Genomic DNA, 25,870 nt, shown 5'->3' with positions numbered 1-25,870 from the left:
AACCGCGACTGTAGTACTAGAGGCGCGCACCTCGCCCCCGCCATTCAAGTCATGCAACTCCCGCCCCGCCCAGACCATGAAGCAGTGACTGAGCAACCGGCATCTCTGGCCTGGTAGCCGGCCACGAAAAAAGATCCCCAAAAAACTACGTCCCAGTCATGCAGTAGCCCATGAAAGTCACCATGAACATGCATGAGTACAGAAACCGACAACCAGCAGCGCCCGCCCCCGCTCCCCTCGCGAACCTAGTCATGTCGTTTCGGCTGAACCATGCCATGAACGAGTAGGAAGCCAAACACCAGCCCAACCCAGGAGAAAGGAACCACCGGCCAACCACAACTAAACACGGGGCACGGCTAACACGCCGTCAAAACGACACACGAATAGGGTGTGTACAGCGTACACAGGGCTGGAGGCCCTTAAAAGGCCTCTGGCCTAGGGGAAAACGTGTGCCCGAGGTGGGACTCGAACCAGATTTCAGCCCCTGCAAATACAGGGAACTCCAGAAAACATACCCACTCCGAGCCAAACCGGCCGATATACGACCCAGTCCGAGGCGAAGAGTGTGCGCATTGTACACACCCCCTTTTCTGAGAGATTTTGAGCAACTCCAAGCGGCTGCCGCGCTCTCCAACTAGGGGGCGCGGCAGTTCGTTTTCTGTGACAGGTGCCTTCCGCTAGGGATTGCCTGCCAACCGGTTAGCAGCTGATTGGTTCGCACACTATGTGCCGACTCGAATTCAGTCACGGTGGTTCTCCTCCCTTCCCACCTTTCACGGACTGAGGCTTGGATGTCGCATAATCGGACGCCGGGGCAGCCTAGTGGCCCCATCGGAGGCAGGGTAGGGGCCGAGTCGGAAGCAGGCTGCACACCACACATTTCGACGCCGGCCAGAAGCACTGCTCGCACCAGGCCGACGAGGTTGCCGTCTCGCGCAGAACCGCCCTTTGCGGCATGACGTGGGTTCAGGACCTTCCAGAGGCATGCTGTACGCAGAAGGGTGTCCAGGGCCTGGCCTCAAGACGGCCTTCCGGAATGACCGCAGCGCACACTGCGCAGAATCCGTAAGTTCCACCGACAATCCGCTGAAGAGCGGCCTCGATCTGCTCCAGGCCGGCCCTGCTTTGCTCAGACAGCGCAGAGGCCTGGGAAAGCTCAAAAGCGATGGTGCTGCCTTCCGGATCATGCTCATCGTCGGCATTGGAATCCTGTCGGGCCGCACTCACCGAGCCGATATCTTGGCGAAGTGCGTTGAGGAGAGCATGCTTGCGGTCGCGCTCCCCCTCAAGAAGGACTCGGACCCGCTCCACGTCGACCATGGCCTGCAAGACTACCGCGACCACCCAGGCAGCGTCGAGGATCCAGTCTGCGCCAACACGCAGCCTTCTGATACATAAACTGCCCAGCCAGCTTCCCGGCCTTTGATCTGACTGTGGGTGGCGGGAAGCGATGTGCTGGGCATTCAGCTGCGGGGCCCCCGTCCCCTAGTCGAGGAAACGGCCACCGCATGATCCCCTCCCCTGTCGCTGCCCACGGTCATTGAGGACAGGGCAACGCCCGGCAGTGCATTCTCTGGAGGGTGGTAGAAGCACGTACTCGATATCGTGGAGCAGCCGGTGCCGTGCGCGGAGGACTTCATTGGCAGCCATGTTGGCGATCAGGAGTCGGACTCAGAGGTCGGCCCAAGTGGGTCGACCTCTGAGTCATAGACGGGTTTCTACGCCCTTGCTTCTATTGAGTTAAGCAATCCCCCGGCAAGCTGCCAGGGGAGTCTGTTGCTCGTATACTCAGCAGCCAAGGACTGCTCGTATCCACGTACCCTCCGTGGTGAGTTCGGTGGCCTGCGCGGCGGTGAGTTTGCCGGCCGCCCGGTAGTCGGCGACCTGGCCGAGGAAGTCGGCGAGCATGCTGCAGGCCACATCAGTTTTGCCGGCGGCGACCGCCTCCTCGGCGCCGGTGACCTTGTTCAGCTGGCTGGCCTCCACGGTGGCCTTCACGGGTAGGCGAGGATCAGCGCCTCGAGGTCATCCAGCCGCTCGGCGGCGCCGAAAACGGTGACGGTGAAGCTGCCGACGGCCTGATTGCCGGTACCGTCGGTGGCGGTGCAGTCCACGGTGGTGGCCCCCGTCGGGAAGGTGCCCTGGATGCGGGCGAACAGACGACAGTGGGGTTGGGATCGACGGTGTCGGTAGCGGTGGCGGTATAGCTAACCACGGCACCGCCGGGGCCGGTGGCGTCGGCGCTGACCGGGCCGGGCAGGGTAAGGGTCGGCGCGGTGGTGTCGACCACGGTGACGGTGAAGCTGCCGCCGGCCTGGTTGCCGGTAGCGTCGGTGGCTGTGCAAGTCACGGTGGTGGCCCCGAGCGGGAAGCTGAATCCGGAGGCGGGTTCACAGGCCACAGCCGGGTTGCGATCGGTGTCGTCGGTGTCAGTAGCGGTATAAGGGACGGTGGCGCCGGCAGCTCCGGTCGCCTCCGCGATGATCGAGTCGGGCAGTGTCAAGGTCGGCGGTGCGATGTCTGTGGGGGCATCGCCGACCCGGTCGCGGACGAACACGTCGTAGGTGTTGTTGGTGTCATCCGGCACCAGGTTGCTCGCAATCGACGCGAAGGCAGCGTAGCGGCCGTCGGCACTTATCGCGGGGGCGAGGCTGAGGCCGCCGTTGGCTTGGCTGCCGTCGCTGGCGACGCTGACCCGTTCGATGCTGCCCGTCACGCGGTCACCCACGAACACGTCGTAGGCGCCGTTGGTGTCGCCCGGCAGCAGGTTGTCCGCTAACGACCCGAAGGCGACGTACCGGCCGTCGGCATTGATAGCGGGCTGGACGCTTCGGCCGTTGGCCGGGCCCCCTCGGGCGCCCACCGCTCAGCGTTGGCTTGACCGCACCCGCTGCTCCCTCCGCATTACCGAGGGGTGCCGTTTCCTGGCTTTCCGGATACCTTCCTGGACGATGCCCTGACTGCACCCCAACCTGTCAGCGATCTTGCGCACCGAAAGACCCGCCGTAATAAGCGTCAGCATCATCTCCTTCCTCGACGCCGTCGCAGTCACCATCGGCGCACACCTGCCCAGGTGTACGGCCCGGGCCGAGCCGGACCCTGCGGAGGTCGAGATTCCCACCATTGGCTTAAGTCATTCGAGTCGCATAGCGATGCGACAGGAAGCCCGCTGAAAGGCGGGTTCCGACGGTCGTTGCAACACCCAGCCTCTCTTGGAGGTTGCAACCACCGTGGTTCGTTTAGTCGGTGATCCGTCAGGATCCGGGTGGTACGCGTTGGATCAGAAGGACTAAACGGCTCGTCCATCGTCGCCGGCGTGGGCAGGGATGCGGCGTACATTGCGGAGCATATCGCCGGGCGGTGAGGTGGACGCTGGCAGAGCGGCCTCGAAACCGTTCTCTGCAGCCGTCAGGGAGCGAGCAGTCCGTCGGCGACGATTGCGAGCATCGATGCCACTGAGTCGGCGGGAAGCGCGCTGTTGTCTGCGACTGCAGCCACACCGCCGACAAGCCGGCTGATTTGCATTGCCTCGACGCCGGGGCGCAGGAACGAGTCCAATGCGTCAATCACGCGCTGATTCGCATTGAGGTAAGTCTCGCATTTTGCTGCGAATGGAGACCCGGGATCGCCCAGCGCAGCAGTGATCCGCGCGGCTGCACCCTTGTGTTCTGTCAGCATCGCCGCATAGTCGGTCAGCCAATTCAACAGCCGCTCCCGCGCGGAGCCGTCGAGCGAAAGCGCCCTGTCGACTGCCGCGTTGACCTTCCCCGCCCAAGCCTCAAGGACCGCGTCGTACAGCGACTCTTTGGTCGGGAAGTGCCGGTACAGCGTTCCGGCGCCCACCTCGGCCCCTTTGGCGACCTCGTCCATCGAAACGGCGTCGAAGCCTTTGGCGCGGAAGAACGCACGTGCAACCTCCACGATCCGATCGCGGTTGCGTTGAGCGTCAGCGCGCACAGAAACACCTCTCAAAACATTGTTGCCAAACGGAGAGCGTCTCCGTATAGTTCTAACCGGAGCATCTCTCCTCTTAGTGTACGTCAGCCCTTCGGCTAGAACAGGACACCACCCCATGACACCCACAATCGCCACACGGGCGCCCGCCGGGATCTCGCCATCGGGCCGCCGCGCCGGCAGCATTGGCCTATGGCTGGTCATGCTTGCCCAACTCATGCTTGTCCTCGACGCGACAGTCGTAAACGTCGCACTTCCCCACATCGCCACCGACCTCCACTTCACCCGGGCCGAGCTCAGCTGGGTCCTGAACGGCTACGCCGTTGCCTTCGGCGGCCTCTTGCTGCTCGGCGGACGGATCGGAGACGTCTTCGGCCGTCGCCGCACGTTCCTGGTGGGCGTCGCCGTCTTCACGGTCTTCTCGCTGCTCGGCGGCCTGGCCACCTCGCCATTTCTCCTCGTTATCGCACGCGCACTGCAGGGCCTCGGTGCCGCGTTCGCCGCCCCGAGCGTGCTCGCACTCATCACCACGAGCGCGCGGGACGACGGCGCGCGGAACCGGGCGCTTGCATTGTTCTCCGCCATCGCATCGATGGGCGGCGCGCTCGGGCTCATTCTTGGCGGCCTGCTCACCGACATGACCAGCTGGCGGTGGACCCTCTTCATCAACGTGCCCATCGGCGTCGTCGTCCTCGTTGCCGTGCCGCGCCTGGTCGCGGAAACTCCCCGGAGACCCGGGCGCTTCGACATGCTCGGAGCAGTGACCGCAACGGGCGGCGCCGTCGCCATCGTGTGGGCTCTCATCCAAGCAGGCGACGGCGGCTGGTCCAGCCCCCGCACGATCGGCGGGCTCGTGGCCGGCGCAGCGCTGATCGCTGTGCTCGCCTTCACCGAGCGGAGAGTGGCCCACCCCCTGCTCCGCCCGCAGCTGCTCCGCAGCCCGAGCCGAGTGGCGGCGCTGGCGGCGATGGCGGCCACTTATGGCGGGATGCTGGCAATGTTCTTCCTCATGGTCCAGTACTTCGAAAACGATCTGCACTTCTCGCCGATGGTGACAGGGCTGGCGTTCCTGCCGATGCCCCTGAGCATCTTCGCGATGTCCCGGATCGTCCCGCGGCTGGTCGAGCGCTTCGGGCCCGTCCGCCTCGTCATCGTCGGCGCGGCGCTTCGCGTCGCCGCCTTCCTGCCGCTCACGCAACTGAGTCCGGACACCCCCTTCGTGATCGTCATGGCCGCCCTGCTGTTTACGGGAATCTCAGCCGGCATGACGTTCATGCCGCTCACGACGCTCGCGCTCCGCAACGTCGAACCCGAGCACGCAGGGTCCGCCTCCGGGCTTTTCCAGACCATGCAGCAACTTGGCGGCGCCGTCGGACTGGCCATCGTGGCTTCGACCTACGCGGCCTTCGCCACCCCCGACGACTTCCTGACCGGCGGACGGGCCGGGTTCTGGTCGGCGACCATCCTCTCCGCCCTCGCGCTGGCAGCCGTCCTGGGGCTGGTCATCAGACCTCGGAGGGCTTGAAAGCGCCCGTTCACTGGCGAGGCTACGCGGAATGAACGAGCCTGAATGGGTCGCCTTGAAAACGTCCCCGTTGCAGGAGACCTGCACTGGGGCGAGAACTTCGGCACCTTGCCCAGGGTTGTGGATGCCTTAAGCAACGGGCCACTTCAATGCGGTTTTCCTCGGAGGACCGAGGTTGCTCCGTTGATCCTTGGGAAAAAGTTTGAGCTGGTGGCCGGCCGGGCCACTGTACTTGCACCTGGCCAGCGGGATGAGGAGCGCGGCCAAAACGAACAGTGCTCTTCTGCGCTGCGTCTGCATCCCCCAATGAACTGAGGGCCTTGAGTCTAATCCCCACATGCCCTGTTCAGCACACTGTCGTTTGTCCGGCTCGGTGGCAGGCCTCCGGCGTTCAGCGTCGGACTCTTTGTTGGGACCTCAACAGGGGCCTGTGCTGTCAGAATCTGCCATAAGGGCGCCCAAAAACCCTGGCCCATTCATGATTCTGTTACCTGCTTATTAACACGATCTCAAAGGTGGCCGAAGGAGTGAGGCTTCTTGCACGGCTCCTCGACCGGCCAGGAGCACATTTGCCGACGCAGACGATTGGGCCTATACCTTTGTTCGCAGGGCCATGTCGTAATAGTCTAAAGAGCTTTACCGAGGCGGGACGCAAAATGGCTTGTCTGCGGCGCCGGCTCCTGGGCCGGAGATTCCTGTCGGCCCCAGGATGATGGCGTCCGACCCTGCTTCACGTCGGCCTGTACCGGCCGGGAGAGAAACCGATAGGCGAATGGAGCGGTGCCGTGCTTAGAACCGGGAGGCGGTTCCTGTCGTGGTTGTCGTGCCCAAGGCGTTGCCGGCAATATCCGTCAGGCCCGCTTGCGGTGTGTAGCTTGCCGAGGCTGCTGACTGGACGGTGGTGGACGCGCTGCCGGTGGACTGGGAACCGAGGGTGATGGTCAGAGTCCTTGCTCCCGGATTCCAGTGCAGGGCTGAGGCACCGTTGGATCCGTTGCCCTTGTATGTCAGGGGCCCTGAGGAGTAGTAGCTGGCGCCTAGTGCCAGATTGCCGACCCTCAGGGCTGGGCATCCGGTGCTGGTGACGGTCAGTACATTTGTGGAGCTGATGGATACCGTGACCTGTCCGTTTCCATTCTGGGTCTGCGGTGTCGTGTTGTCCGTCCAGGCGCTGCAAATGCTGTTGGCGCTGAGGGCTTCGGAGAATGTCAGGGTCACGAAGTCCCCGCGTTCGATTTTGCCGGCGATGTTGTTTCCCGGGCCGTTGCCCAGGAGTACTCCTGTGACGGTCGGTGAAGTGACGTCCTTGATGGTTGTCGCGCTACCCGCCGTGCCGGTGTTGCCGAAGGCGTCGGTGGCCGTGGCCGAGTATGTGATTGGTCCGGCAGCGAATGCGGTCAGGTTCAGTGGCGTGGCTGTCCAGTTGCCGCTTGCGTTCGCCGTGATTGTTTGTGTCAGGGTGTGAGCGGCTCCGGCATCAGTGACTGTCAGCGCGACCGTGGAGCCGGCTTCGGCGGTGCCGTTGACCGGGACGCTGGCCATAGTGCTCGGGTTTACATAGCCGGGTGCGTTGATCACGGGCGCCGCTGGCGGGGTGGTGTCGACCTGGGTGGCGGTGCTTCTGGCGCCCTCGGGCCCCTGCCAGAGGGAGATTGAGGGAGTGACGGTGTAGTACCAGGTGCCGGTGGGAACGTTGATATCGGTGCAGGTGAGCCCGCTAACCGTACCGGAGCAGCTGCCGGCCGCCGGGATCTTGGCGCCGCCGGTTGGCGCGGCGTACCGGGCGATGCTGTAGCCTGTCGCCGGCCGGCCAGCCGAGGTGCTTCCCGGGGTCCAGCTGACGGTAACGCTGCCGGCCGAAACGGCCGTCGTAGGAGTTGGGCCGGCCGCGAGGGCGTCCGCTTGGGCTGCAGCGAAGTTGGTGCTGCTGGCCGTGGACCAGAATGCGCTGGCCGCCGGACCGCCCCATGAAACCAGGAGTACGCCCGCAACGATCACGATTGCCTTGTTCCATCCGAGAGCGGCCGAGGACTCAGTGCTGAATCGGGTGCGGAATAGGTCCTGGCGCGATGGGGTGTTGCGGTGCCGGCTCATTTCCGGACCTCCAGTGTCACGGGAATATGGAACTGCGCGCCCTGGCACGCGGACGCGGAGGTCAAGGACATGCTGGCCGTACCAGGGAGGGAGAGCAGAACTGATGAATTGGCCGGAATGTTCGACGTCGGTGGCGCAGCCGGGGAGGTGAATGTCACGCCCGGTGCTGTGCACGCCGGATGGGAGGCGTCCGCTGTGATCGCTCCGTTAGCGATGATGGCGTACACGCTTACTGGGTAAGGGTTGGGGTTGGTGGCACGGAGGACGACGTCGGCGCTACCGCCCGGAACCAGCGTGGTCTGCGGGCTGTCACCGGGAACGAACGCGTCCACGCCGACGGTCCCCATGGTGGTGTTGGCGGCCGAGCCGCTTCCGGCTCCCGTGCTCGCCCAGTACGCGTAGGCGGTGCCGACTCCGCCGAGGATACATAGTGCCGCAGTGCTGGCGGCTGTGCGTGCCAACCATCCCGCCCGCGGAAGGCGGACGCCGGGATTGCGGGAGTGCTTGCCCATGTCAGTTCCCCTGCCCTGTCCCGGAATATATGAATCTAAGGGTGGCTCCCTTGCAGCCGTCCTGCAGGAGTGGCGTGTCCAGCATCCTGATCTGCGGCCACTGTGCCTGCGGCACACCTAAAAGGGAGAGTGAAGTGGAGCCCGACGGCAGCGTGATCGGGTATCCGCCGGAGTACTGGCTGATGGTGTAGTCCGCTGCCGTGCAGGGAAGGTTGGCGGCTACGGCGGCCGGTGTTCGGATCACTTCGGCCAGCCCCACAGAGAGATTGCTGACCGTAATGGTCTTTGCGTTCGGGTTGGAAAGCTGGAGGTTCAGCGGCCTGGCAATGCCCGGCGCCAGCATGCCGGAGAGCGACCCGGAAATGGTGAACTCCCGCTTGACTTCCCTGACGTGGAGCTGGCCTGGCGCCGTGTTGGACCTGTTGTTTCCGCTGGTCCCGGTCACCGTGAAGTCGGATTTGATAGCCGAAGCTGTGGTCGCCGTTGACACGGTCAACGTCGTCTGGGCGGTGCTTCCCGCTCCCAGGGTTACTGCCGCCGGGGACCAGTTTCCGGTGGCCCCCGCAGGCAATCCGGAGACGGCGAACGTCACGCTGCCCGAGAAGCCGCCGGTGGATGTAGCGGCCACCGTGTACGACGCGGACTGCCCCTGATCTACGGTACGGCTGGAGGGGGACAAGGTGACGGCGATTCCTGCCTGCGCCTTTGCGGCATTGACTTGTCCGCCGGCCACGGCAAGCACCCCCACCGAGGCGAGGATGACCACCAGAGCAAGAAAGAACACGCGGGCGGCGCCGCGGACCCGGTGGACCGGTGTCACTGGTTCTGGATGGTCGTTCATCTGGAGCCTCGTTTCGAAAGCGGACGGGATGGCGGAAACGCCGAAAGCCCGGGGGCCCGCGCAATACACGGACCCCCGGCAGCGAGATTTATTCGCTAGTGACGTTGACAGTCACCACGGCGCCCTTACAGGCGTCCTGGTTGGCCGTGCTGTCGTTGAACGTCAGGGCGCCGCTGCCCACAGAGGTTCCGGTCGAAGTGGGAGCCACAGCCGACCCGCTGGTGACGGCGGTAACGTCGAACCACTCCGGCAGACAGCCAGCGTTGTCAGTGGTCACGTTCGCCTGCAGCGCGCCGACCACGGTGCCGGTGGTGCTGGCATTGTCCGCCGTGTAGGCCACGGCGACGGTGTTGCCCGGTGCCAGGCCGGCGTCGAACGTGGCGTGCAAGGTCACCGTTCCGCCGCCCGCAGAGTTGGCCGCGTTGCCGCTACCGCTACCGGTAGTGGTCCAGTACGCGTACGCGGCACCGCCGCCGACGGCGACCAGGGCCACGGCACCCACGGCTGCTGCGACCCGGCTCTTCTTGGAAAGTTTGCGCATTTTGAGACTCCTTTGTAGTCGATTGCACACATCAAGGGAGCCCCCGCAACCCCCAGGATCCCGCCGCTTGCCGACGGATGAAGCGATGAGCCAATGATTCAGGCAGGAACCAGCTAGCGGCAACAAACCCGAGTACTCGCTTTTTTCAGCGTCCCAAAAGCTCAGGACTACTTGTGTGCTCTTCCAGTACTCACTTTGATGCAGCCATTGATCGCGGGGATCCGCCTCCGATCCAAGGGGATCAAACCCTTCAACGTTGCCGGAAAACAGTTCAGGAACAGCAGGAATCAGCGTCCAAGAGCTCTTTTACGGTATGTGGCAGGCAGGCAGCACCAACCTCCAGGCCGGTACCCGGTTCGCCGAAACCAACTCATATCCACCCATCGCTAACCTGGCGACTGCGCCAACAGCGCCCGAGACGGACCTGAGCGAAGCTTGAGCCTTCCTTGATCAAATCCAGTAGCGAAAATGAGCTATTACACGACCAGTCGTAACTGTGACGCGCCAGCTGCCTCTTCAGCCAGTTAGGCCTCGCGACTCGCCCGTTAGGAAAAGCAGGCCCCCAGATAAGGAGGCAGGCTCCCCGGTCATGTGGGTGCCCCGCATGCCTGGAGGGTCCAGACTCACGCCAGAGGTGATGACCCGCCACCGCGGTCCCAGAGTTGCCAGCAGGTGCTTAAGGGCCCCGGGGTTTCGACGGGCTTCCTGGACGCCGACAACATCGAACCTCCAGATAACCTCGGCCAGACAGCCAATCGCGTGCCAGTCCCTCTTGGGTGAGCGTCGGCCCCGGCCGCCCACTTTGCAGTCAGATCACCAAGGGCCCGGATGTTCCACGTCGCCACGAGCAGGTTTGACTCGGCCCTGCCGGGAACCACCCCGTCCAAGGCCCTGCCCGCAGCCGGTCCAGATCCTCGGTCACGGCTACAGGCGGCTGCTCAGTCATGCTTCCATCAAACAGAGAACCCTGATGATACAAACGGGACACACCGGCCTGACAGACCCGGATGACGACCGGACAGGCGGGCACCTTCTGCAGACAGGTCGCAGGGTGTTTTCCACACAGTATCCGGAAGCAGAACGAGGCGCGCGCCACTCCCCCATTCAAGTCATGCAGCTCCCGCCCTGCCACGCCATGAAGGAGTGACCGAGAAAACAGGCACCCCTGGCTTGGGAGGCGGCCACGAAAAGAAATCCAAAAAACTACGTCCCGGTCATGCCGTAGCCCCGGACAAGCACCATGAACATGCATGAGTATAGAAACCCACAACCAGCAACGCACGACCCCGCTCCCCTCGCGAACCTGGTCATGTCGCCCCGGCTGAACCAGGCCATGAAGCAGTGAGAAGCGAAAACATCGCCCAACCAAAGAGACGTAAGGATGCACCGGCCACGCCAACGGCCAACCACAACTAAAAAGGCTCCGGCGGAGCGGTCGAGACCATCTCCGGAGAGGGTGTGTACAGCGTACATAGGGTTAGAGGCCCTTAAAAGGCCCCCAGCCTAGGGGAAAACGTGTGCCCGAGGTGGGACTCGAACCAGATTTCAGCCCTTGCAAAGACAGGGAACTTTTGAAAACATAGGCAATCCGGCCCAGTCCGGCCGATGTACGACCCAGTCCGAGGCCAAAAGCGTGTACACCGTACACGCCGCTTTTTTGCCCACTTTTCTGCATCAGTTCTGTCTTGTGCCCACAGTGATTCAACTCGCGCCCGGTCCCCCAAGTTGCATTCCGGGGCCTCAGCGCAACGGCTGCTCCCCTACCCGAACGACTCCCAAATCCAGCGATCGCCTACAGTTCCAAGCGAGGGTGGAGGGAGACCAGGAACTATGCGAATACCGACTGGTACTGCCGACACGTCCACTGTCAGTGCGCAAGCTCTCGGTTGAAGGCCGCGAGAAAACAGGTTCTGCAACACGCCAACACCACGCGGATCAGCGCCATGCTACGCCTGTACCTCGCCAGCGACGCAGACGCCCCGAAACCTGGGCATCAAGGATTCGTAGACGACCTAGCATTCAGGCTGCGGTTCACGCGAACTCCGCTTCAGCGATGGTACCGAAAGGAACGTCCTCGCTAAGCTCCACCTTGAATGTCCGGTAATCGCAACGGGTGACGAGAATACCTTTGTTGCCTTCCTTGAGGGCCTCACTGATGGCCTGGCTGACGGCCTCGTCGAGGTCGCGTTCCAGGCTTTGGCGGTCGGCGACGGTAAGTGTCATGGAGTAGGGCTTTGAGATGGGGGTCATGATGATCCTTGTTTTGCGGGTGTTAACTGTCGGAGACCTGGCCCTGGATGCGAAATAAGCTCGGTGGGCAACCGGAAAAACGGCGGTGGTAATGACACCCAGAGCACGTGTCGAGGTAGAACACCACCAAGGTGCTCTTCCTTGAAGACATAATCGAAGAGCTCCCGGACGAAGCGGAAGACGCAACCAGCGCCAGACCCACCATGAACCGCCTCCGCCCGAGCGGTCTTCGGGTTCGTGCACCGGGGTGCCAGTTAGGGGCGGTAGCATGTGCGCAGTGCGACTTGGCGTGGGGCGCGGCGGCGGTTCTGTCGTAGAGCGGCGTTCTGCAGTACGTTCTACACAGCACCGGCACCGAAGGAGGGATAGTGAACACAGGGAGATGTTCGTCCACGTTCAATTCCGAAAGTCCGAGCCGCCTGCTTCTGGCAGCTGCCGCTCTACTTGTCTTGCTGGCCGCATCCGGCTGCGCCCCGGATGCGACAAGGGCCGCCTCTGTGGCGCAGGACTTCCATTTGGCCATCGCCGCCTCTGACTGGTCTGCGGCATGCGCTTTACTGCAGCCTGCAACGCGGGAGAAGGCCGCGGGGCAGGACGGCGGCAGCTGCGAAACCGGGATGGAGTCCTTGCACCTCCCCAATGCCGGAGCATTGGGGGTGACTAAAGCCTACGGCCGTGAGGCCTTAGTGGAATTCGAGGGTGACACGGTTTTTGTTGCGGTGTCTGGCTCTGGATGGCTTGTCACCGCCGCCGGATGCACTCCGAGGGGAGAATCTCCATATTCGTGTGAAGTGGGAGGCAAATAGAAATGCGCTTGGTCTTCACTCTTTATCTCATCCTAATATTCGGTGGACTGGCCTACATGGCCATCGTCGGACTGGCACACGGATAAGGGGCCCGGCATGAAGAATGCGTTGAAAAACAACGGATTGAGTCTATTCTTCGGACTGATCTTCATCTTGGCCCTGGTCGGTCAGGCCATCACCGGGCTCGCCGTCTTCAACGAGGAACAGGCCGCAGCCGGACTGGAGGGAATCAACTTCGCGCAATACGTCACCTCCTCCAGCTTCACCGTCGACGTCTCGGAAAACTGGCAGTCGGAATACCTGCAGTTCCTCCTCTACATCATCGCCACGGTCTGGCTGGTCCAGAAGGGATCACCGGAGTCAAAGGAACTGGACAACCCTGGGATCGAATCCGACGAAGAACAATTGATTGGCGAGCATGCCAATCACAAGTCGCCGGCCTGGGCAAAGGCCAGCGGCTGGCGCTTGACGGTGTTCTCGAACTCGCTAGGGGCAACCATGGGACTGATCTTCATCCTGTCATGGCTGGTTCAGTCAGTCACGGGTCAGACGGCCTTCAATGAAGAGCAGCTCCGCAACTTCCAAGAACCCGTTCCATGGCCTGAGTACCTGGCCTCACCCGACTTCTGGAACCGCACACTGCAGAACTGGCAATCCGAGTTCCTGGCCGTCGGATCCATGGTTGTCCTCTCCATCTATCTCCGGCAACGCGGGTCGCCGGAATCCAAACCAGTCGGATCGGCACATGACGACACCGGGGCCACAGGCTGAGAACCGCAAACGACACAGTGTTGAACTTGTTGGTACGCGGGGTCAAATAACGGGTTGTGAAAGGGGCTCGCATCACCCGCCACCAGCCACGGAGACACAGGCATGACCTGCAGGCGTCATTATCGCTGAACAAGGCAGACACAACAGTCTCTGCTACTGCCGCTCACCTGACCCCCTGGGCAGGCATCCGCCCCAGCTCGAACGAATCCGCTGGCACGGTCAATCATCCGGGTCCACTCCCGGCAACAGGCACTTGAAGCGATCCTCGCCATAGCCGCTCCTACCGCGGGCGTTGCAAGCCCACCTATCTCTCGGCCAATTATCACCGCATAGCGCCCACGGCCCGATGATACTGACAAAAATCTGGCACATGCTGGTGAACGGCGAAGTCTACGAAGCGGCGGGCGAATGATATTTCGTGCAATGCGAACCGCAACAAGCCAGGATCGGGGCCCTCCGCAAGCTCCGCTCTTAGGCTTAGAGAGTCACGCTCACTCCAGCCACTGCCTAGCAACGGTCTATTTTCGTGCCTGGAGGCAACCAAACCGGCGGCAGCTCCATCTCGTATTCAAGCTGGATTGGACGAGATCCAGCACCATCCGGAGAAATCGGCCACGGAGGTGTCCCTGTAGACGGCATCCTCAGCTGCGATGTTCAGCTGCTCTGCGCAAGCTTTCTTCAACGCAAAGCTGGTACCAGAGGTCCGCCGCGGGATCCGGCGTCGGGGTATCAAGATTCTGGTAAAGAGCGTCCAGTATGGCAGCGAGTTTTTCAGCGGAAAGACTGGGAATGAGCTCATCCGGTCCTTGAGCGCCATTGATGAACCTGGACAGCTGAGAGCTGTTCATCGGGAACTAACCGGGTCCGGTGTATCAGTCAGAATGTGATTCATCGAGACTCCCATCCGTATGGTTCAGAGGCCGGCCGCTCAACCTATGCTGAACGCTCTCACAACCACAATAACCCTAAGCCGCAGCGGCAGCGGAGCCCTGACAATAAGCCCTCGACCCCCGAGGTGGCCCTCCTTATATTGCTGCCCAGCATATTCCTGCCCAGCGTTCCCCATGCGTTAAATCTAGGGATTTAAGCATTGCAACAGCTGGATTTTGGTACCTCGATGAGAGTTATCACAAGCTGATCATCTCCCCCAGGAGCCACATCCCCACGCCGCGGACCGGCACAAGAACAGCCCCTATGAGGCGTTCAAGATCAGTGGCCGAAGCTCACGACCGGGCGGTCCCCGGGCATCCGGAAGGCGACCTCATCATCGGCTGCAACGCGGCACCAACGAGAACACCAACCGGCTCCTCAGATTCCGGTTCGAGAAACGATCCGACCTATCCGTCCACACCCGGACGATCTCCGCCGGGTCGCCGCGAAACTCAACCGGCGGTCCCGGCCCACTCTCCAGCTAGACCCCAACCAACCGGCTGAACCAGCTACTACCCGCAGCGTAAACCCCGGGTTGCTCCGAATACTTTGCCGTCTTTCCAGAATGCAATGTAACCACCGCGAGGTTAATACTGCTGGCCGCTTCCAGTACGGCACTGCGCTCAGCGCGAATGCCGGCGCCTTCCTCGCTGAGATCGTCAGCGTCCTCGTCTTCGTCGTTTTCGACGACCATCAGATGCCCCTAAACACTAACGCTGAATTACCGGCAGCCGATTCAGGCACGCCCCGACCCCCTCATGGCCGCCGGCCTCACTGCGAGCCCTCAGGCCGATCTTCTGAAATAAAGCGTCCCGACCTCTTTCCTTGGAAGCCTTGTCAGCGGTTGACGGCAACCCGTTAGTAGACGTTACCTCGTACGCGAGTAGAACTCCGGGAATCTGCGGAAAGTTCGAGTACTTGGTTGCGAAAGTCGAGTACACACACCAATTGTGGAAATCCCTAACAGGGACCAGTATGTGGATCAAGGTTCAGCTGTCATCCTGTGCCCCCCAAGTGCAATTAGCCTCCGCAACCCGCGGACCGTCCGCATGCCAGCGTTCCCGTTTACAGTTCATCCTGCCATATACGGACCAAATTTCCGATGCCCACGTCCGTGATTGGGCCAGGGCGTGAGTCGAGGTCAGGCCGTAAACTCGAATTGTCCGTGATGAGTCTTAAGGTCGAAGGCGTGGAACCTATCTACAACGTCCATGGGGCAGTAATTGGCTGGTTGGATGACGATGCGATCAGCGGCTTAAACCGCGCGTCGTCGCTTGGACAAAGAACGGGAGGCTGTTTGACCTGAGCCGACACGAGTTGGGAAAGTTCTCCAACGGATTCCTGCGGTTCGAAGGCGCCCCATTCGCTTTCGTCAAAGGAGCCCATTCGGGCCCAGTGTTGCCGGTCGCTACGATAACATCGAATGCCATAGAGCTTTGGGCCGAACTCCGCGTAGTTGAGGTAGAGCCCCACCATGCGCTTGGGCGACAAGCTGTAGTTGAGCTCGTAAGCGAAGCCTGCTTCCATCCGCTTTCGCATGGCGTTCTGGAGTGTCGTTCCGATCGGAATTGGCAGACTCTAGAGCCGGGGACGCGGTAGAGGCCTTTGACTGCCGCGACCGAATCGATGGGGCCAGCCATGGCATGAATTGAATGCAGATCAAGGCAGTTCGCCCCCGTTCAGAACATCTCATGTTTTGAATTGCGGGAGCACCCTCCACGAGCATGCTGCTCTTGCCGATTGGTGCCGGGACGAAGCAGGCATGGCGCGGGCTACCGAACACATCAGGACTCACATCGGCGCTATCAACCAAAAGGACCTGGCAGAAGTCCTGCCCCGGATTGCTAGAACATGTGGCCCGTTGCCTGCCTGAGCACAGACACCGAGTAGACCCACCAGCAGGCCGGTGCCGTTCGAACCGCTGCGGAGATCCGGCCGATAGATAACTTCCGCGATGACAGGCGGCCCGAACTTCCCCCCGCCGATAGTGTGTGCGAGAATCGCACACATGGCAAACATTGATTCCAATGTCTTGGGAGAGCGAATCCGGGAGGCCCGGGAAAGGGCGGATCTCAGCCAGAAAGAGCTCGGCCAGAGAACCAACCTGGAACGGACGGCGATCAACAAGATTGAAAGCGGGACTCGCAAGGTAACCGCACTGGAGCTCTCCGACATCGCCGCAGCCATCGGTGTGCGGATGTCGACATTCTTCGCAGATCCTCTTCCAGCCTTGGTTTCCCATCGCTCAAGCCAAGGGTTGGACACTGTCGACTCACAAATCGACTCTCTGCTGGCAAGACTTGCCGACGACGTCGAATTCGTTGCCTCGCTAGGCATGAAAGAGCTCGGCATCGACTCGGCGGAGAAGCTGCCCGATGGAGGGTTCCCTCTCCCCGCAACCGGAGCGGAATCCGAAAAGCTGGCGAAAACCGCGCGCAATCTCATGGACCTGTCTCCTGATGAGCCCATCGTGAATCTCACCAAGAGTGTTGCCGGTATCGGTCTGCTGGCCTTTTCACGCAATATCGGATCTGACACCGCAGATGCCGGCACTATTCTTCTTCGCAAGGGTGGCGTCAGCCTCATCAACAGCTCAATGAAGATCGGTCGTCGCCGACTCGCCCTTGCCCACGAGCTCGGGCATTATCTTGTCGCCGATGACTACACAGTGGACTGGCGTGTCTCCGGAGCGCAGGCAGAGGACAGCGCGAACGAATCCAAAATCGAGCGTTTCGCCAGGGCCCTACTTCTGCCCGAGACCGCCGTGAAAGATTCCTGGAAGGAGATCATCGAGACCTCCGATGAGCGAAGTGCCGCCATCCGGCTCGGCAACAAGTTCCGGGTCGATATGGGCACTTTGGCAACCCGTCTTAGGGAGCTTGGCATCGTCGGAAGTCAGGACGAAGCCAGTATTCGGCAGACACGCACAACTCAACTCGACATGATCGAGATGGACCTTCACGTGCCCTTGGAGGAACTCGCTGCAACCAGCGTCCCGGCTCCGTTCACTCTGGCGGTCGTCGGCCTTGTACGCACCGAGAGAATCAGTAAGGAGCGGGCTTTGGAACTGCTCCAGGAGACCATTGACGAAGCAGACCTTCCTACGCCGCGCAAACGGCGACCGGAGGAAATCTGGAGCTTCGTTTCTTGACAATCCCAGCCAACGCCCTGGTATTTGACACAGGCCCGCTCCGGCATTTCTCGATGAGGGGGTGGCTGGGTGTGTTGCGATTCCTTGCTGACGACAGACCCGTGTTCATTCCGGACGTCGTTGAACAAGAGCTAATCGACGCGGCGGCAAGTGGCGCCTCCGGCCCCGATCAGGTACTGAACGCCGACTGGGTCCAGGTCTACCGCTCAACTGACCTGGCCTTTATCAGTGCACAAGCAAGCTATGAAAACCGGCTGGTGGCCGGAGGGAAAAACCGCGGAGAGTGTGGCGTCCTCGCCATCGGCAAGGTGTTCGGCTGTGAGCTCGTCATTGACGACAGCACCGCCCGCACGATCGCCGCAGAAGATGGCCTGAAAGTCACAACCACCGTCGCAATACTCTGTGACGGGATCCGCGCCAAACAGCTCACCACCCCAATGGTCGAGAAATTGGCTGATGATCTTCTTGAAAACGAGTACTATCTGCCATTCGGCGAAGGCGGCTTTCGAAGCCATGTCTTGTCCGAGGGCCTTCTGGATTATGAAGACCTCTAGGGGCCGTAGGAGTCCGTCGGCTGTCACATATTTCGACCTTCCCGCCTGTAACCTTCAGCGGAGCGCCTCGACGAACAGTTGCCGACTGGCCCGGTGCAGGCCAAGCTTGTCGAAGAACGCCTTGTTCCGCTCTGTGGCTGCGTTGACGAGGCGATCGAAGCCCATGACCTCGACGTATGCCTCGGGGGATTCGTGAAGCCGAAGTAGCCGAGCCCATCGTGGGTCCGGCGCAGGTTCGAGATCACACCGTTCAATCATCGTCCGCGTGGGGTTGGCGACGACGTAGCAGAAGGGCCGGTGGTTCCGGCGCCTGAGGAATCGGACGCCGGGAAGCGGTCAACGTTCCTCCCGCACGAACACGCTTCGCGCAATCGAGGCACTGCTGGACCGGATTCTTGTCAAAGACGACCCCACTAAAAACGCATCCCGCGGCTATTTTCGCGTTCCACTTCCCCTACCGGGCCCTAGCCGAGCGCTGCCAGAGCAGCCTGCCGGCTTTGTCGTGAACAGCATGAGGGACCCGCCTCCGGGGATGTCGCAACAACCTGCACGCGGGAAGAAGGCGTCCGGGTCTACGTCGGCGACTCCGAAGGGATAACCGTTGAGGAGACCAGAAGGCTCGCCATAGACCTGCGTAGCCTGATCGAGCGCGCGGCGAGCCGGTAGCCCTCCCGAAACACCAGAAGGCCCAGCAAGCGGCACTAGGACGTTCCGAGCTTTTTCGCGATCTACTTGCGGCGCCGCGCGTCGTTGAGCATGTCCTGGGCAATGTCCCGCAGCGCTGAAGCTGTGGGCTCGTAGGCACCCTTCCGGCGAATTTCCTGCCGCACCTTATCGAGTACAGCCGACACGCTGTCGGTATCGGGGTCGATGCCGACGGTCAGCCCGTCCAGCTTCACGACGCTGTCGCCGAAATCCTTCAATTGTCTACTTAGATCGTCAAACCCTGATAGTCCGGCCACTGGCCGTCTCCTCGCGTTGGATGATTATGTATTACTAGCCGATGCTAAGACCGGGGTGAGACATTCACGATGGTCTCCAGCAGGTCAACTTGGAGGGCGCCGAATAGCTTGTCGACATGTCCGTCGCGTTGCAAACGGTAATCCGCTGTGTCCACGACAACCGGATCTAAGCCCTCGTACGTGGCGGTGAAGAATGTGTCAGTGTGCGACTTCTCGTCTTCGAAGTTGTACACGCTGTGCAACACCAGCGTGCGGATGGCTTTACGGGGGACGATCTTCACGTCGCCAATGGGCGGGTGATTGTCATTGTTCGAGGACAAGATGCATCCTGAGATGACAGCCTCAGCAGTAAAGACCGTGGCGCGGAATCCTATTTCCGTACCATGCCGCTCTCCGTTGACCCATGCCAGCGCGTACTCAATGGGGCTCTCACCGACGGCTCGGGCGATGCGGCCCGCCAGCACTTTGGCGTACTTGTCGCGCGAGAAGAATGAATCTCGCGGCCACGAGCTGTTTGCCGCGAAGAGATGGTCACATACGTAATCGACGAGTTCCTGAGACAAATCTCGCCCCCGTTGTTCGTGTGCCATGGCACGGCGCCCTGACATCTGGTCCGAACATACAAGATGCCTCCGACAAAAGGTCACTGGCGCCTGCGCAGAGGGTCGGGGGTCATACTCCACGGTCCATACGAGAGGTGGCGGTGGGCGCAAGCCATTCCCCCACCCCACGGCGGGCGAGTTCCTACTCGAACGATCCCGTCCCTGCGCCCAGATGGCGCCAGTCATGTAGCTCCCACCGGGACACACCATGATGGCCTGACAGCGGAACCAGGAATCAGCTTGGGAGGCGGATCTAAAAAGATTCAAAACCTCGTCTCGGTCATGCAGTAGTCCACAGAAGCCACCATGAACAGGTATGCAAAACAGAAAGCCTCAGCCAGCATGCGCGGCCCCGCTCCCCCTCGCGAACCAGGTCATGTCGCTCCGGCCAGTCACGACCATGAAGGAGTGAAAAGCGAGAACATCGCCCAACCCGGCAGAAAGGAGCACCGGCCACAGCAATGGCCAGCCACAACTAAACACACCGACGGAGTCAGGTCCGAGCAGCCCACCCCAGCGTGTGGACAGTGATGCTCCTATTGATGTCAATGGTTGTTGAGCCCAGCGGCCGTGCAAGGTTACCGGGGCCGGTTTCTCCGGCGTCAAGGGTCTGCGATCGCTGTGCGACGGCCTGCGGCCGCCCTTGACCCCGGAGCCTCTGCTGCCCCGGTTGTGGGGCCGGTGCACGGGCCCAATCCAGGTTGCTCCCTTTTGGTGCACCGGTGTCATGCCAATGCTGGGGTCATCCCGCGATGGGGGGTCTGTATGGGTTGGGGGGATTGGCAGTTGAGCCAGGTTTGGTAGCGGTGGTGGATGGCAGTGTCGTGGGTGAGTCCGCGTTCGAGGCGGGACAGCGTGGTTGGCCAGACGTGCAGGGCGTGGGCGGCTTGCTGAAGGGTCAGTTGCTTGGCTGTGCGTGTTGCCCGGAGGGTGCCCGGGTCAGGGGCGGGTTGCGGGTGGATGAGCTGGTCGTAGATTTCCCGGGCTAGGTAGCGTTTGACCCTTCTATGACGTTTGTCAAGCAAGGAGGGTCTGCAGCTCCCGGAAGATGGCGCGGGCTGTGTAGCGTTTCAATGCGCGTTTGATTTCCCGGTAGGTCCGGCCTTCGCCGGTCCGGCGTTCTATGTAACGTCTGGTGGTCTCATCGCGGACCATGCGGACTTTCACGATGATGTCCAGGGCCATGTTCAGCTGCCGGTCACCGTGGCGGTTTAGGCGGTGCCTCACGGTGTTCCCGGAGGACGCGGGCAGTGGGGAAACGCCGGCAAGGGCTGCGAATGCGGATTCGGAGCGTATCCGGCCGTGGTGGGAGTACGCGCAGAGGATGACCGCGGCGGTTACCGGACCGATGCCCGGGCGGGTCAGGAATCCCGGGGCGAGCTGCTCGACGAGTTCCTTCAGCTGCGCTTTTATCCGGCGCAGGTGCCTGTCCGCATCCTTGACAGCAGCCGCGAGTCTGGTGGCTTCCTGGCGGGCGATCTGCTGGTCCACCGGGGTGGAGGCGCTCTCTCCCCAGCCAGCGATCATCGTGACTTGGGCAGCGGTGAGGGCCTTACGGGCATCAACGCCGAGATCCGATGTGCGTGCGAGGGCGTTCAGTGCGTTGCGGTCAGCGGTGCGCCGTGTGTCCAGCCCTTTGCGGCCGGTCAACAGCACGCGGAGAGCCGCACGGAGCCCGTCGGCGCGCGGTGCCGCGAGACGGTCCACGTCCCGGTGCAGAACCTGGCGGGCAGCCTCCACGGCATCAATCGGGTCGGACTTGCCGACACCGGCACGGGCCTGCCTGCCCGGCGGCTTTACCTCCGCTACCGGGATACCGGCCGTCTTGAGGGCACGGGTCAGCCCGGCACCATATGAGGAAGTGCCCTCAACGGCAGCGAGCACGGTCCCGTTCGAGTTCCGTTTCGCCCAGGCGATGGCCCGTTGGATGCCGGCTGCCGTCGTGGGGAAGGACTCTGATACTAGGCAGGCACCGGTGGAGGTGTCCACGATCGCGTAGGTGTGTGTTCTTGCGTGGGTGTCCACGCCCATGACGTGGCCATATTCTTCTGCAACGATGGTCATTGCGGCTCTTTCCTTTCCGGAAGCAGGTGCCGTGGATTGGCGCCGGTCTGGAAGGGTTCTTTCGAGGCAGCTCTCTAATGAGTCACAGGTGGCACCCTGGACGACCTTCTATCAAGCCATCGGAAGAGGACAGGCTGGCGCCAGCCCTGGCCGAACGGACAAGTCAAACGAAAGGCACCATCGCAACCGGATGGGCCAGAGGCAGCGGGAGTCACGTCCGGCAGGACTGGCAGCCATCCTGCCAGCAGGTACCAGACCAGCCAATGTCTATTAGAGAGGCAGCGCATTATTTCCTTGGTGCTCTTGCCTTCCCGGCGACGCCTTGTCACGTAGGCCTTGGTCCTGGTGTCGTAGCGCATCCGTACGAGGACTATGCGGTGGATGGCTTTGTTGGCCTGTCGGTCGCCGGCGCGGCTGAGCCGGTGCCGGGTCGTCTTGCCTGATGATGCGGGGATTGGGGCGACGCCGACGAGGGCGGCGAATTTCGCTTCGGTGGTGACGCGTTCGGGGTTGTCTCCGGCGGTGACGAGGAGTTGGCTGGCGACGTCGGTGCCCACGCCCTGTAGATCGCGCAGCATGGGTGCGTGGATGGTGAGGATGGCGTCGAGTTCGGCATCGATCAGTGCCAGCTCGTGGTGCAGGTGCCGGTAGCGCAGGGCGAGGCGTTTGAGCACGGTCGTTGTGCTGGTCAGCGGCTCGGATGGCTGCCCGGTGGGGCGTGTCTTTTCCAGTGCGGCCATTAGGGCGCGGCTTGTCATGGCCCGGTATCTGGCGCGCAGGGTCTCCGGTGCTGTTATCAGGATCGCTTTGACCTGGGCCATCACGGCGACGCGGGCACGCATTGCGGTGGCACGCTCGGCGCGCAGCACGCGCAGGGATTCCACGGCACCATCGCGGGATTTCGGTGTCGCAGTGGCGTGGCCGGACAGCACGGATTCGGCTGCTTGGTAGGCGTCGAGCGGGTCGGATTTTCCCTGCAGCCGGCGGGCCTGCCGGTTCGGACGCATCACCTCCACAACATGGAGGCCTTCACGGACGAGTACGCGGGAGAGTTCGGCGCCGTAGCTGCCGGTGCCTTCCACGCCCACGGTCAGCACCGGCCCGTAGCCGGTTATGAACGTGATGATGTCCTGGTAGCCGGAGCCGGCGGCCGGGAATTCCCGGTCGGCCAGGTGCAGGCCGGTGTCGGTGATGAGGGCGACGTGGTGGGTATCGGCGTGGGTGTCGATCCCGGCGATGACTTTCAGTAGTTCCTTTGCCATGATGAAACTGCCCTGACCTTTGCATGCGATGAGAAGGGGCACGCCGGCCGGATGGGCAGACAAGACAGTAATGGGACTCTTCCGAACAAGCTCCTATGAGGTCATGTCCATCTGGCCGCCGCGGTTACTGCAGCTGTGTTGCCGTGGACAGATCACTGTGAAGACAACCCCCCTCGTAGGAGCGTCAGCAACACTTAGAGCCACAGGGCAACACAGCCAATTTCATCATTACTGTCAACACGCAAAGAGCCCCAAAAACCGCCCCTGGCTTAGGGGATAACGCGTGCCCGAGGTGGGACTCGAACCAGATTTCAGCCCTTGTAAATACTGGGAACTCTGGAAAACATAGGCAATCCGAGCCAGTCCGGCCGATGTACGACCCGGTCCGACGCAAAAGGTGTAAAAGGATGCGGAAGTGCCTTCCGCGGGCCGAGGGGTGAGAATTGGGGTGCCGCTTGGCGACGTCGATTCACACTGGTGCGGGTGAGCCCGTAAAAGTGTATGGCGCGGGGTTCTTGGGTGTGCCGAATTGTTGCCGTAGAGCAGTGTGACACGTGGCGCTGTTTGTCACGAATGGAGGTGGGAGACCTTCGTCGCTTCGCCGTCGTAGCGGTGGAGTGAAGCTGGAGGCAGCCGTTCTCGGGGATCACCGAGAACTGGTGGGAGCAGCCTCGACAAAGTCGGGCCGGTTCAGGACTGCCGGATGAGTCGGGCCCGGTGAGCGAGACGGGAAGGTATACGTAAGGAACCGGTGTCGTTACGCCTCTTCAGGCAACGCCAGCTCCAACCCGGTGGATGTGGGCTGGTATGCGGTGCACGCCCGCCCTCATTTCGGGCGGGGGACTCCTGGTCCGGCTTGCTCTTCGCGGCTGGGAGGCCACGGTGAAAGTCTACGGTGTAGCCGTGGCGATGCCGCAGGGGTAGAGCCGGGTGCCTAACCCGTTAATCGGACGACAGTGAACGTGGGAACCATCTGTAACCGTTCCATTACCGCTTCCGGCCAGGGAGATGGAGTGATGGATAGGCCTGATGCCGGCCGAAGGTTAGGGGTGGGGCGGAGCCGCCGTAGTACTTGGAGCCGGGGAAAGCCCGCGCACATGGGGAAGGGCGGCAGCGTGTCAGTTAACGAGAGGTTTGCAATGTTCGAAGAAGCGCCGGTGAATACCGGCGCCGTGCAGTGGCCGGATGCCGATTCGGCTTTCTGGACGGTACGAAGCATGCAGATTAAGTTGCATCGTTGGGCGAAAGAGGATTTCTCTCGCCAGTTTGGTGACCTGTTTAACCTTGTCTATGATCCGGCGTTTTTGGTGCACGCGTGGGAACGCGTGTCATCCAACGCCGGGGCACGGACGCCGGGGGTGGACCGGGCCACGGTGGCCTGGGTCGAGTCCCGGATGGGGGTGGAGGCCTTTCTGGGCCACGTTCGTGCCTTGCTGAAGTCGGGCGAGTTCGAGCCGGTCGAAGTGCGGCAGGTGCTGATACCGAAGTCGAGCGGGAAACTGCGCAAGCTGGGTATCCCCACCGTCGCGGATCGGGTGGTCCAGGCGAGCCTGAAGGCGGTGTTGGAACCCATTTTCGAGGCGGATTTCAAACCGTGCTCGTATGGGTTTCGACCTAACCGCCGGGCCCAGGACGCAATCGCCGAGATCCATTTTCTGGCCAGCCACTGGCATGAGTGGGTGCTGGAAGCCGATATCCAGGCGTGTTTCGATGAAATCGGGCACACGCCGTTGATGGAACGGATACGGCATCGGATCAAGGACAAGCGGGTTCTGGCGCTGGTCAAAGCGTTCTTGAAGGCCGGGGTCATGACGACCACCGGGCATCGAGAGGAAACGCTGAGCGGCACCCCACAAGGCGGGATCCTCTCCCCGCTGCTGGCGAACATCGCGTTATCGACGTTGGATGAGCACTTTGATGAGCAACGGCGAGAACAGATGGGAACCGACCAGCAGCGGGCCAAACGCAAGCGCAATGGCCTCGGCAACTGGAAGATTGTCCGCTATGCGGACGACTTCGTGGTGATGGTGTCTGGAGAACGCAGGCACGCTGAGGAGTTGCGGGAGGAGGTGGCCGAGGTGCTCGCCCCGATGGGGTTGCGGCTGTCTCCGGAGAAGACCCGTGTGGTCCACATTGACGAGGGTTTCGGCTTCCTTGGTTTCCATATCCATCGCCGACGGAAACGAGGAACACAGAGACGCTGCGTTTACACCACACCTTCTAAGAAGGCCGTGCAGTCGGCCAAGGACAAGGTGCGGCACAAGACGCGCAGGTCAACCCTGCATATGAGTCTGGGAGAGTTGATTATCAGTCTCAACCGGATGTTGCGGGGATGGGCGAACTACTTCCGGCACGGCGTGTCCTCGCGGGTATTCCAGCAACTCGATAGCCACGCTTGGTGGCGGATCGTTAGGTGGATACGCACGAAATACAAGGGCAAGAGCCGGGTCAGCATGAAGGAGGTGCGCCGTCGTTTCTGTGACCAGGGATGGCGGCTCGCCCATGAGGGGGTCGTGTTCACCGGCGCATCCAGCGTCGCAGTGTCCCGCTACCGCTACCGCGGCAGCACCATCGCGACCCCCTGGGACAACCAAAACGGCAGCCGCCAGTAGCGGCTGACCAGCGGTCAAGACACGTGGAGAGCCCGGTGCGTTGAGAGGCGCACGCCGGGTTCGGCGGGCGGGCCGCAGAAACCACCAGGAGCAATCCCGGCAGGGCGCTGCGGTCCGACCCAACCGTGGGTCTGTGTCCTGATCAGAGGATCCTCCAAGCGGTGCCGATATCGGTTCTCGCTTGGAGGGATTGGTGATTTCGATGGACGTGATGTTCACGCGCATCGCCGGATTGGACATAGGCAAGAAGTCGGTGACCGTGTGCGTACGCACCCCCGGGGCGGGCGGTCGTCGTCACAGCGAGACGCGTACCTTTCGGACGATGATGCGCTCACTCGAGCTGATGAGGGATTGGCTGGTCGAGCAGGGTGTGACTCTGGCGGCAATGGAGTCGACCAGCACCTACTGGAAGCCTGTGGTGCGCCACGAGGCGCTTGGA

The 25,870-nt window shown here is 62.0% G+C and carries 19 protein-coding genes and 3 pseudogenes; 7 read left to right on the top strand and 15 right to left on the bottom strand.

Annotated features, from left to right (window positions below; translation table 11 throughout):
- Window positions 1-966: 966 nt before the first annotated feature.
- The 5 genes and pseudogenes from J7E82_RS14505 to J7E82_RS14490 form a co-directional block, all read right to left on the bottom strand.
- Window positions 967-1,320 (bottom strand): TraR/DksA C4-type zinc finger protein, encoded by a 354-nt coding sequence (locus J7E82_RS14505; protein ID WP_214863826.1) that lies wholly within the window; start codon window positions 1,318-1,320, stop codon window positions 967-969.
- Window positions 1,321-1,788: 468 nt separating this feature from the next.
- Complete coding sequence (locus J7E82_RS14500; protein WP_214863817.1) at window positions 1,789-1,998, bottom strand: hypothetical protein; 210 nt, start codon at window positions 1,996-1,998, stop codon at window positions 1,789-1,791.
- Window positions 1,995-2,114 (bottom strand): hypothetical protein, encoded by a 120-nt coding sequence (locus J7E82_RS21340; RefSeq protein WP_374223621.1) that lies wholly within the window; start codon window positions 2,112-2,114, stop codon window positions 1,995-1,997. The genes J7E82_RS14500 and J7E82_RS21340 overlap by 4 nt, the downstream gene beginning before the upstream one ends.
- A 185-nt stretch (window positions 2,115-2,299) precedes the next feature.
- Window positions 2,300-2,557 (bottom strand): annotated as a pseudogene (locus J7E82_RS21335) (HYR domain-containing protein); the annotation flags it as partial.
- A gap of 851 nt (window positions 2,558-3,408) precedes the next feature.
- On the bottom strand, window positions 3,409-3,957 hold the full coding sequence (locus J7E82_RS14490; protein ID WP_308113848.1) for a TetR/AcrR family transcriptional regulator: 549 nt from the start codon (window positions 3,955-3,957) through the stop codon (window positions 3,409-3,411).
- A gap of 115 nt (window positions 3,958-4,072) precedes the next feature.
- On the opposite strand from J7E82_RS14490, the gene J7E82_RS14485 reads away from it, so the two are divergent.
- Window positions 4,073-5,479 carry an MFS transporter gene (locus J7E82_RS14485; protein ID WP_214863811.1) on the top strand — a complete coding sequence of 469 codons (1,407 nt, stop codon included), beginning with the start codon at window positions 4,073-4,075 and terminating at the stop codon, window positions 5,477-5,479.
- A gap of 789 nt (window positions 5,480-6,268) precedes the next feature.
- Here the strand turns inward: J7E82_RS14485 and J7E82_RS14480 are convergent.
- The 5 genes from J7E82_RS14480 to J7E82_RS14460 all read right to left on the bottom strand — a co-directional run bounded on the left by J7E82_RS14480 (window position 6,269) and on the right by J7E82_RS14460 (window position 11,717).
- The gene (locus J7E82_RS14480; protein ID WP_251041917.1) at window positions 6,269-7,573 is read right to left on the bottom strand and encodes a hypothetical protein; all 1,305 of its coding nucleotides are present in this window, start codon (window positions 7,571-7,573) and stop codon (window positions 6,269-6,271) included.
- Window positions 7,570-8,085 (bottom strand): hypothetical protein, encoded by a 516-nt coding sequence (locus tag J7E82_RS14475; RefSeq protein ID WP_214863809.1) that lies wholly within the window; start codon window positions 8,083-8,085, stop codon window positions 7,570-7,572. The genes J7E82_RS14480 and J7E82_RS14475 overlap by 4 nt, the downstream gene beginning before the upstream one ends.
- 1 nt (window position 8,086) lies before the next feature.
- Window positions 8,087-8,926: a hypothetical protein gene (locus J7E82_RS14470; protein WP_214863807.1), complete on the bottom strand. Its 840-nt coding sequence runs from the start codon at window positions 8,924-8,926 to the stop codon at window positions 8,087-8,089.
- 88 nt (window positions 8,927-9,014) lie between these two features.
- On the bottom strand, window positions 9,015-9,467 hold the full coding sequence (locus J7E82_RS14465; protein WP_214863805.1) for a hypothetical protein: 453 nt from the start codon (window positions 9,465-9,467) through the stop codon (window positions 9,015-9,017).
- A gap of 2,031 nt (window positions 9,468-11,498) precedes the next feature.
- Window positions 11,499-11,717, bottom strand: coding sequence for a hypothetical protein (locus J7E82_RS14460; protein WP_251041916.1), 219 nt, complete (start codon window positions 11,715-11,717; stop codon window positions 11,499-11,501).
- A 902-nt stretch (window positions 11,718-12,619) separates the two neighbouring features.
- On the opposite strand from J7E82_RS14460, the gene J7E82_RS14455 reads away from it, so the two are divergent.
- Both J7E82_RS14455 and J7E82_RS20775 read left to right on the top strand, forming a co-directional pair.
- Window positions 12,620-13,294: a DUF6766 family protein gene (locus tag J7E82_RS14455; protein ID WP_214863803.1), complete on the top strand. Its 675-nt coding sequence runs from the start codon at window positions 12,620-12,622 to the stop codon at window positions 13,292-13,294.
- 1,259 nt (window positions 13,295-14,553) lie between these two features.
- Window positions 14,554-14,751 (top strand): annotated as a pseudogene (locus tag J7E82_RS20775) (IS30 family transposase); the annotation flags it as partial.
- Window positions 14,752-15,424: 673 nt separating this feature from the next.
- Here J7E82_RS20775 and J7E82_RS14445 read toward each other — a convergent pair.
- The gene (locus tag J7E82_RS14445) at window positions 15,425-15,763 is read right to left on the bottom strand and encodes a hypothetical protein (protein ID WP_214863800.1); all 339 of its coding nucleotides are present in this window, start codon (window positions 15,761-15,763) and stop codon (window positions 15,425-15,427) included.
- Window positions 15,764-16,232: 469 nt separating this feature from the next.
- On the opposite strand from J7E82_RS14445, the gene J7E82_RS14440 reads away from it, so the two are divergent.
- A complete protein-coding gene (locus tag J7E82_RS14440) occupies window positions 16,233-17,375 on the top strand; it encodes a helix-turn-helix domain-containing protein (protein WP_251041915.1) in 1,143 nt (380 codons plus the stop codon).
- A 101-nt stretch (window positions 17,376-17,476) separates the two neighbouring features.
- Window positions 17,477-17,929, top strand: coding sequence for a nucleotide-binding protein (locus J7E82_RS14435; protein ID WP_308113846.1), 453 nt, complete (start codon window positions 17,477-17,479; stop codon window positions 17,927-17,929).
- 728 nt (window positions 17,930-18,657) lie between these two features.
- On the opposite strand, the gene J7E82_RS14430 is transcribed toward J7E82_RS14435, so the two are convergent.
- The 4 genes from J7E82_RS14430 to J7E82_RS14415 all read right to left on the bottom strand — a co-directional run bounded on the left by J7E82_RS14430 (window position 18,658) and on the right by J7E82_RS14415 (window position 22,819).
- The gene (locus J7E82_RS14430) at window positions 18,658-18,891 is read right to left on the bottom strand and encodes a hypothetical protein (protein WP_214863798.1); all 234 of its coding nucleotides are present in this window, start codon (window positions 18,889-18,891) and stop codon (window positions 18,658-18,660) included.
- Window positions 18,892-18,935: 44 nt separating this feature from the next.
- Window positions 18,936-19,481: a hypothetical protein gene (locus J7E82_RS14425; protein ID WP_214863796.1), complete on the bottom strand. Its 546-nt coding sequence runs from the start codon at window positions 19,479-19,481 to the stop codon at window positions 18,936-18,938.
- A gap of 1,029 nt (window positions 19,482-20,510) precedes the next feature.
- Window positions 20,511-21,557: an IS110 family transposase gene (locus tag J7E82_RS14420; RefSeq protein WP_214863794.1), complete on the bottom strand. Its 1,047-nt coding sequence runs from the start codon at window positions 21,555-21,557 to the stop codon at window positions 20,511-20,513.
- Between the two features lie 74 nt (window positions 21,558-21,631).
- Window positions 21,632-22,819, bottom strand: a complete 1,188-nt coding sequence (locus J7E82_RS14415) for an IS110 family transposase (RefSeq protein ID WP_251041914.1) — start codon at window positions 22,817-22,819, stop codon at window positions 21,632-21,634.
- Between the two features lie 1,139 nt (window positions 22,820-23,958).
- Here J7E82_RS14415 and ltrA point away from each other — a divergent pair.
- Entirely contained in the window at window positions 23,959-25,431 is a 1,473-nt protein-coding gene (gene ltrA / locus J7E82_RS14410) for a group II intron reverse transcriptase/maturase (protein ID WP_214863792.1), read from the top strand.
- Window positions 25,432-25,624: 193 nt separating this feature from the next.
- Window positions 25,625-25,870, top strand: a pseudogene (locus J7E82_RS14405) (hypothetical protein); the annotation flags it as partial.

It is taken from the genome of Arthrobacter sp. ISL-30, from assembly GCF_018613855.1.
Classification (GTDB): Bacteria; Actinomycetota; Actinomycetes; order Actinomycetales; family Micrococcaceae; genus Arthrobacter.
The sequence above is the reverse complement of the archived record's forward strand: the minus strand, read 5'-3'. Positions and strand labels throughout refer to the sequence as shown.

Bases quoted from the DNA above. Each gene is read 5' to 3' on its own strand.
- J7E82_RS14505 (WP_214863826.1), bottom strand. From the start codon at position 1,320: ATGGTCGACGTGGAGCGGGTCCGAGTCCTTCTTGAGGGGGAGCGCGAC.
- J7E82_RS14485 (WP_214863811.1), top strand. From the start codon at position 4,073: ATGACACCCACAATCGCCACACGGGCGCCCGCCGGGATCTCGCCATCG.
- J7E82_RS14480 (WP_251041917.1), bottom strand. From the start codon at position 7,573: ATGAGCCGGCACCGCAACACCCCATCGCGCCAGGACCTATTCCGCACC.
- J7E82_RS14475 (WP_214863809.1), bottom strand. From the start codon at position 8,085: ATGGGCAAGCACTCCCGCAATCCCGGCGTCCGCCTTCCGCGGGCGGGA.
- J7E82_RS14470 (WP_214863807.1), bottom strand. From the start codon at position 8,926: ATGAACGACCATCCAGAACCAGTGACACCGGTCCACCGGGTCCGCGGC.
- J7E82_RS14465 (WP_214863805.1), bottom strand. From the start codon at position 9,467: ATGCGCAAACTTTCCAAGAAGAGCCGGGTCGCAGCAGCCGTGGGTGCC.
- J7E82_RS14460 (WP_251041916.1), bottom strand. From the start codon at position 11,717: ATGACCCCCATCTCAAAGCCCTACTCCATGACACTTACCGTCGCCGAC.
- J7E82_RS14455 (WP_214863803.1), top strand. From the start codon at position 12,620: ATGAAGAATGCGTTGAAAAACAACGGATTGAGTCTATTCTTCGGACTG.
- J7E82_RS14445 (WP_214863800.1), bottom strand. From the start codon at position 15,763: ATGCGAAAGCGGATGGAAGCAGGCTTCGCTTACGAGCTCAACTACAGC.
- J7E82_RS14440 (WP_251041915.1), top strand. From the start codon at position 16,233: ATGGCAAACATTGATTCCAATGTCTTGGGAGAGCGAATCCGGGAGGCC.
- J7E82_RS14425 (WP_214863796.1), bottom strand. From the start codon at position 19,481: ATGGCACACGAACAACGGGGGCGAGATTTGTCTCAGGAACTCGTCGAT.
- J7E82_RS14420 (WP_214863794.1), bottom strand. From the start codon at position 21,557: ATGACCATCGTTGCAGAAGAATATGGCCACGTCATGGGCGTGGACACC.
- J7E82_RS14415 (WP_251041914.1), bottom strand. From the start codon at position 22,819: ATGGCAAAGGAACTACTGAAAGTCATCGCCGGGATCGACACCCACGCC.
- ltrA (WP_214863792.1), top strand. From the start codon at position 23,959: ATGTTCGAAGAAGCGCCGGTGAATACCGGCGCCGTGCAGTGGCCGGAT.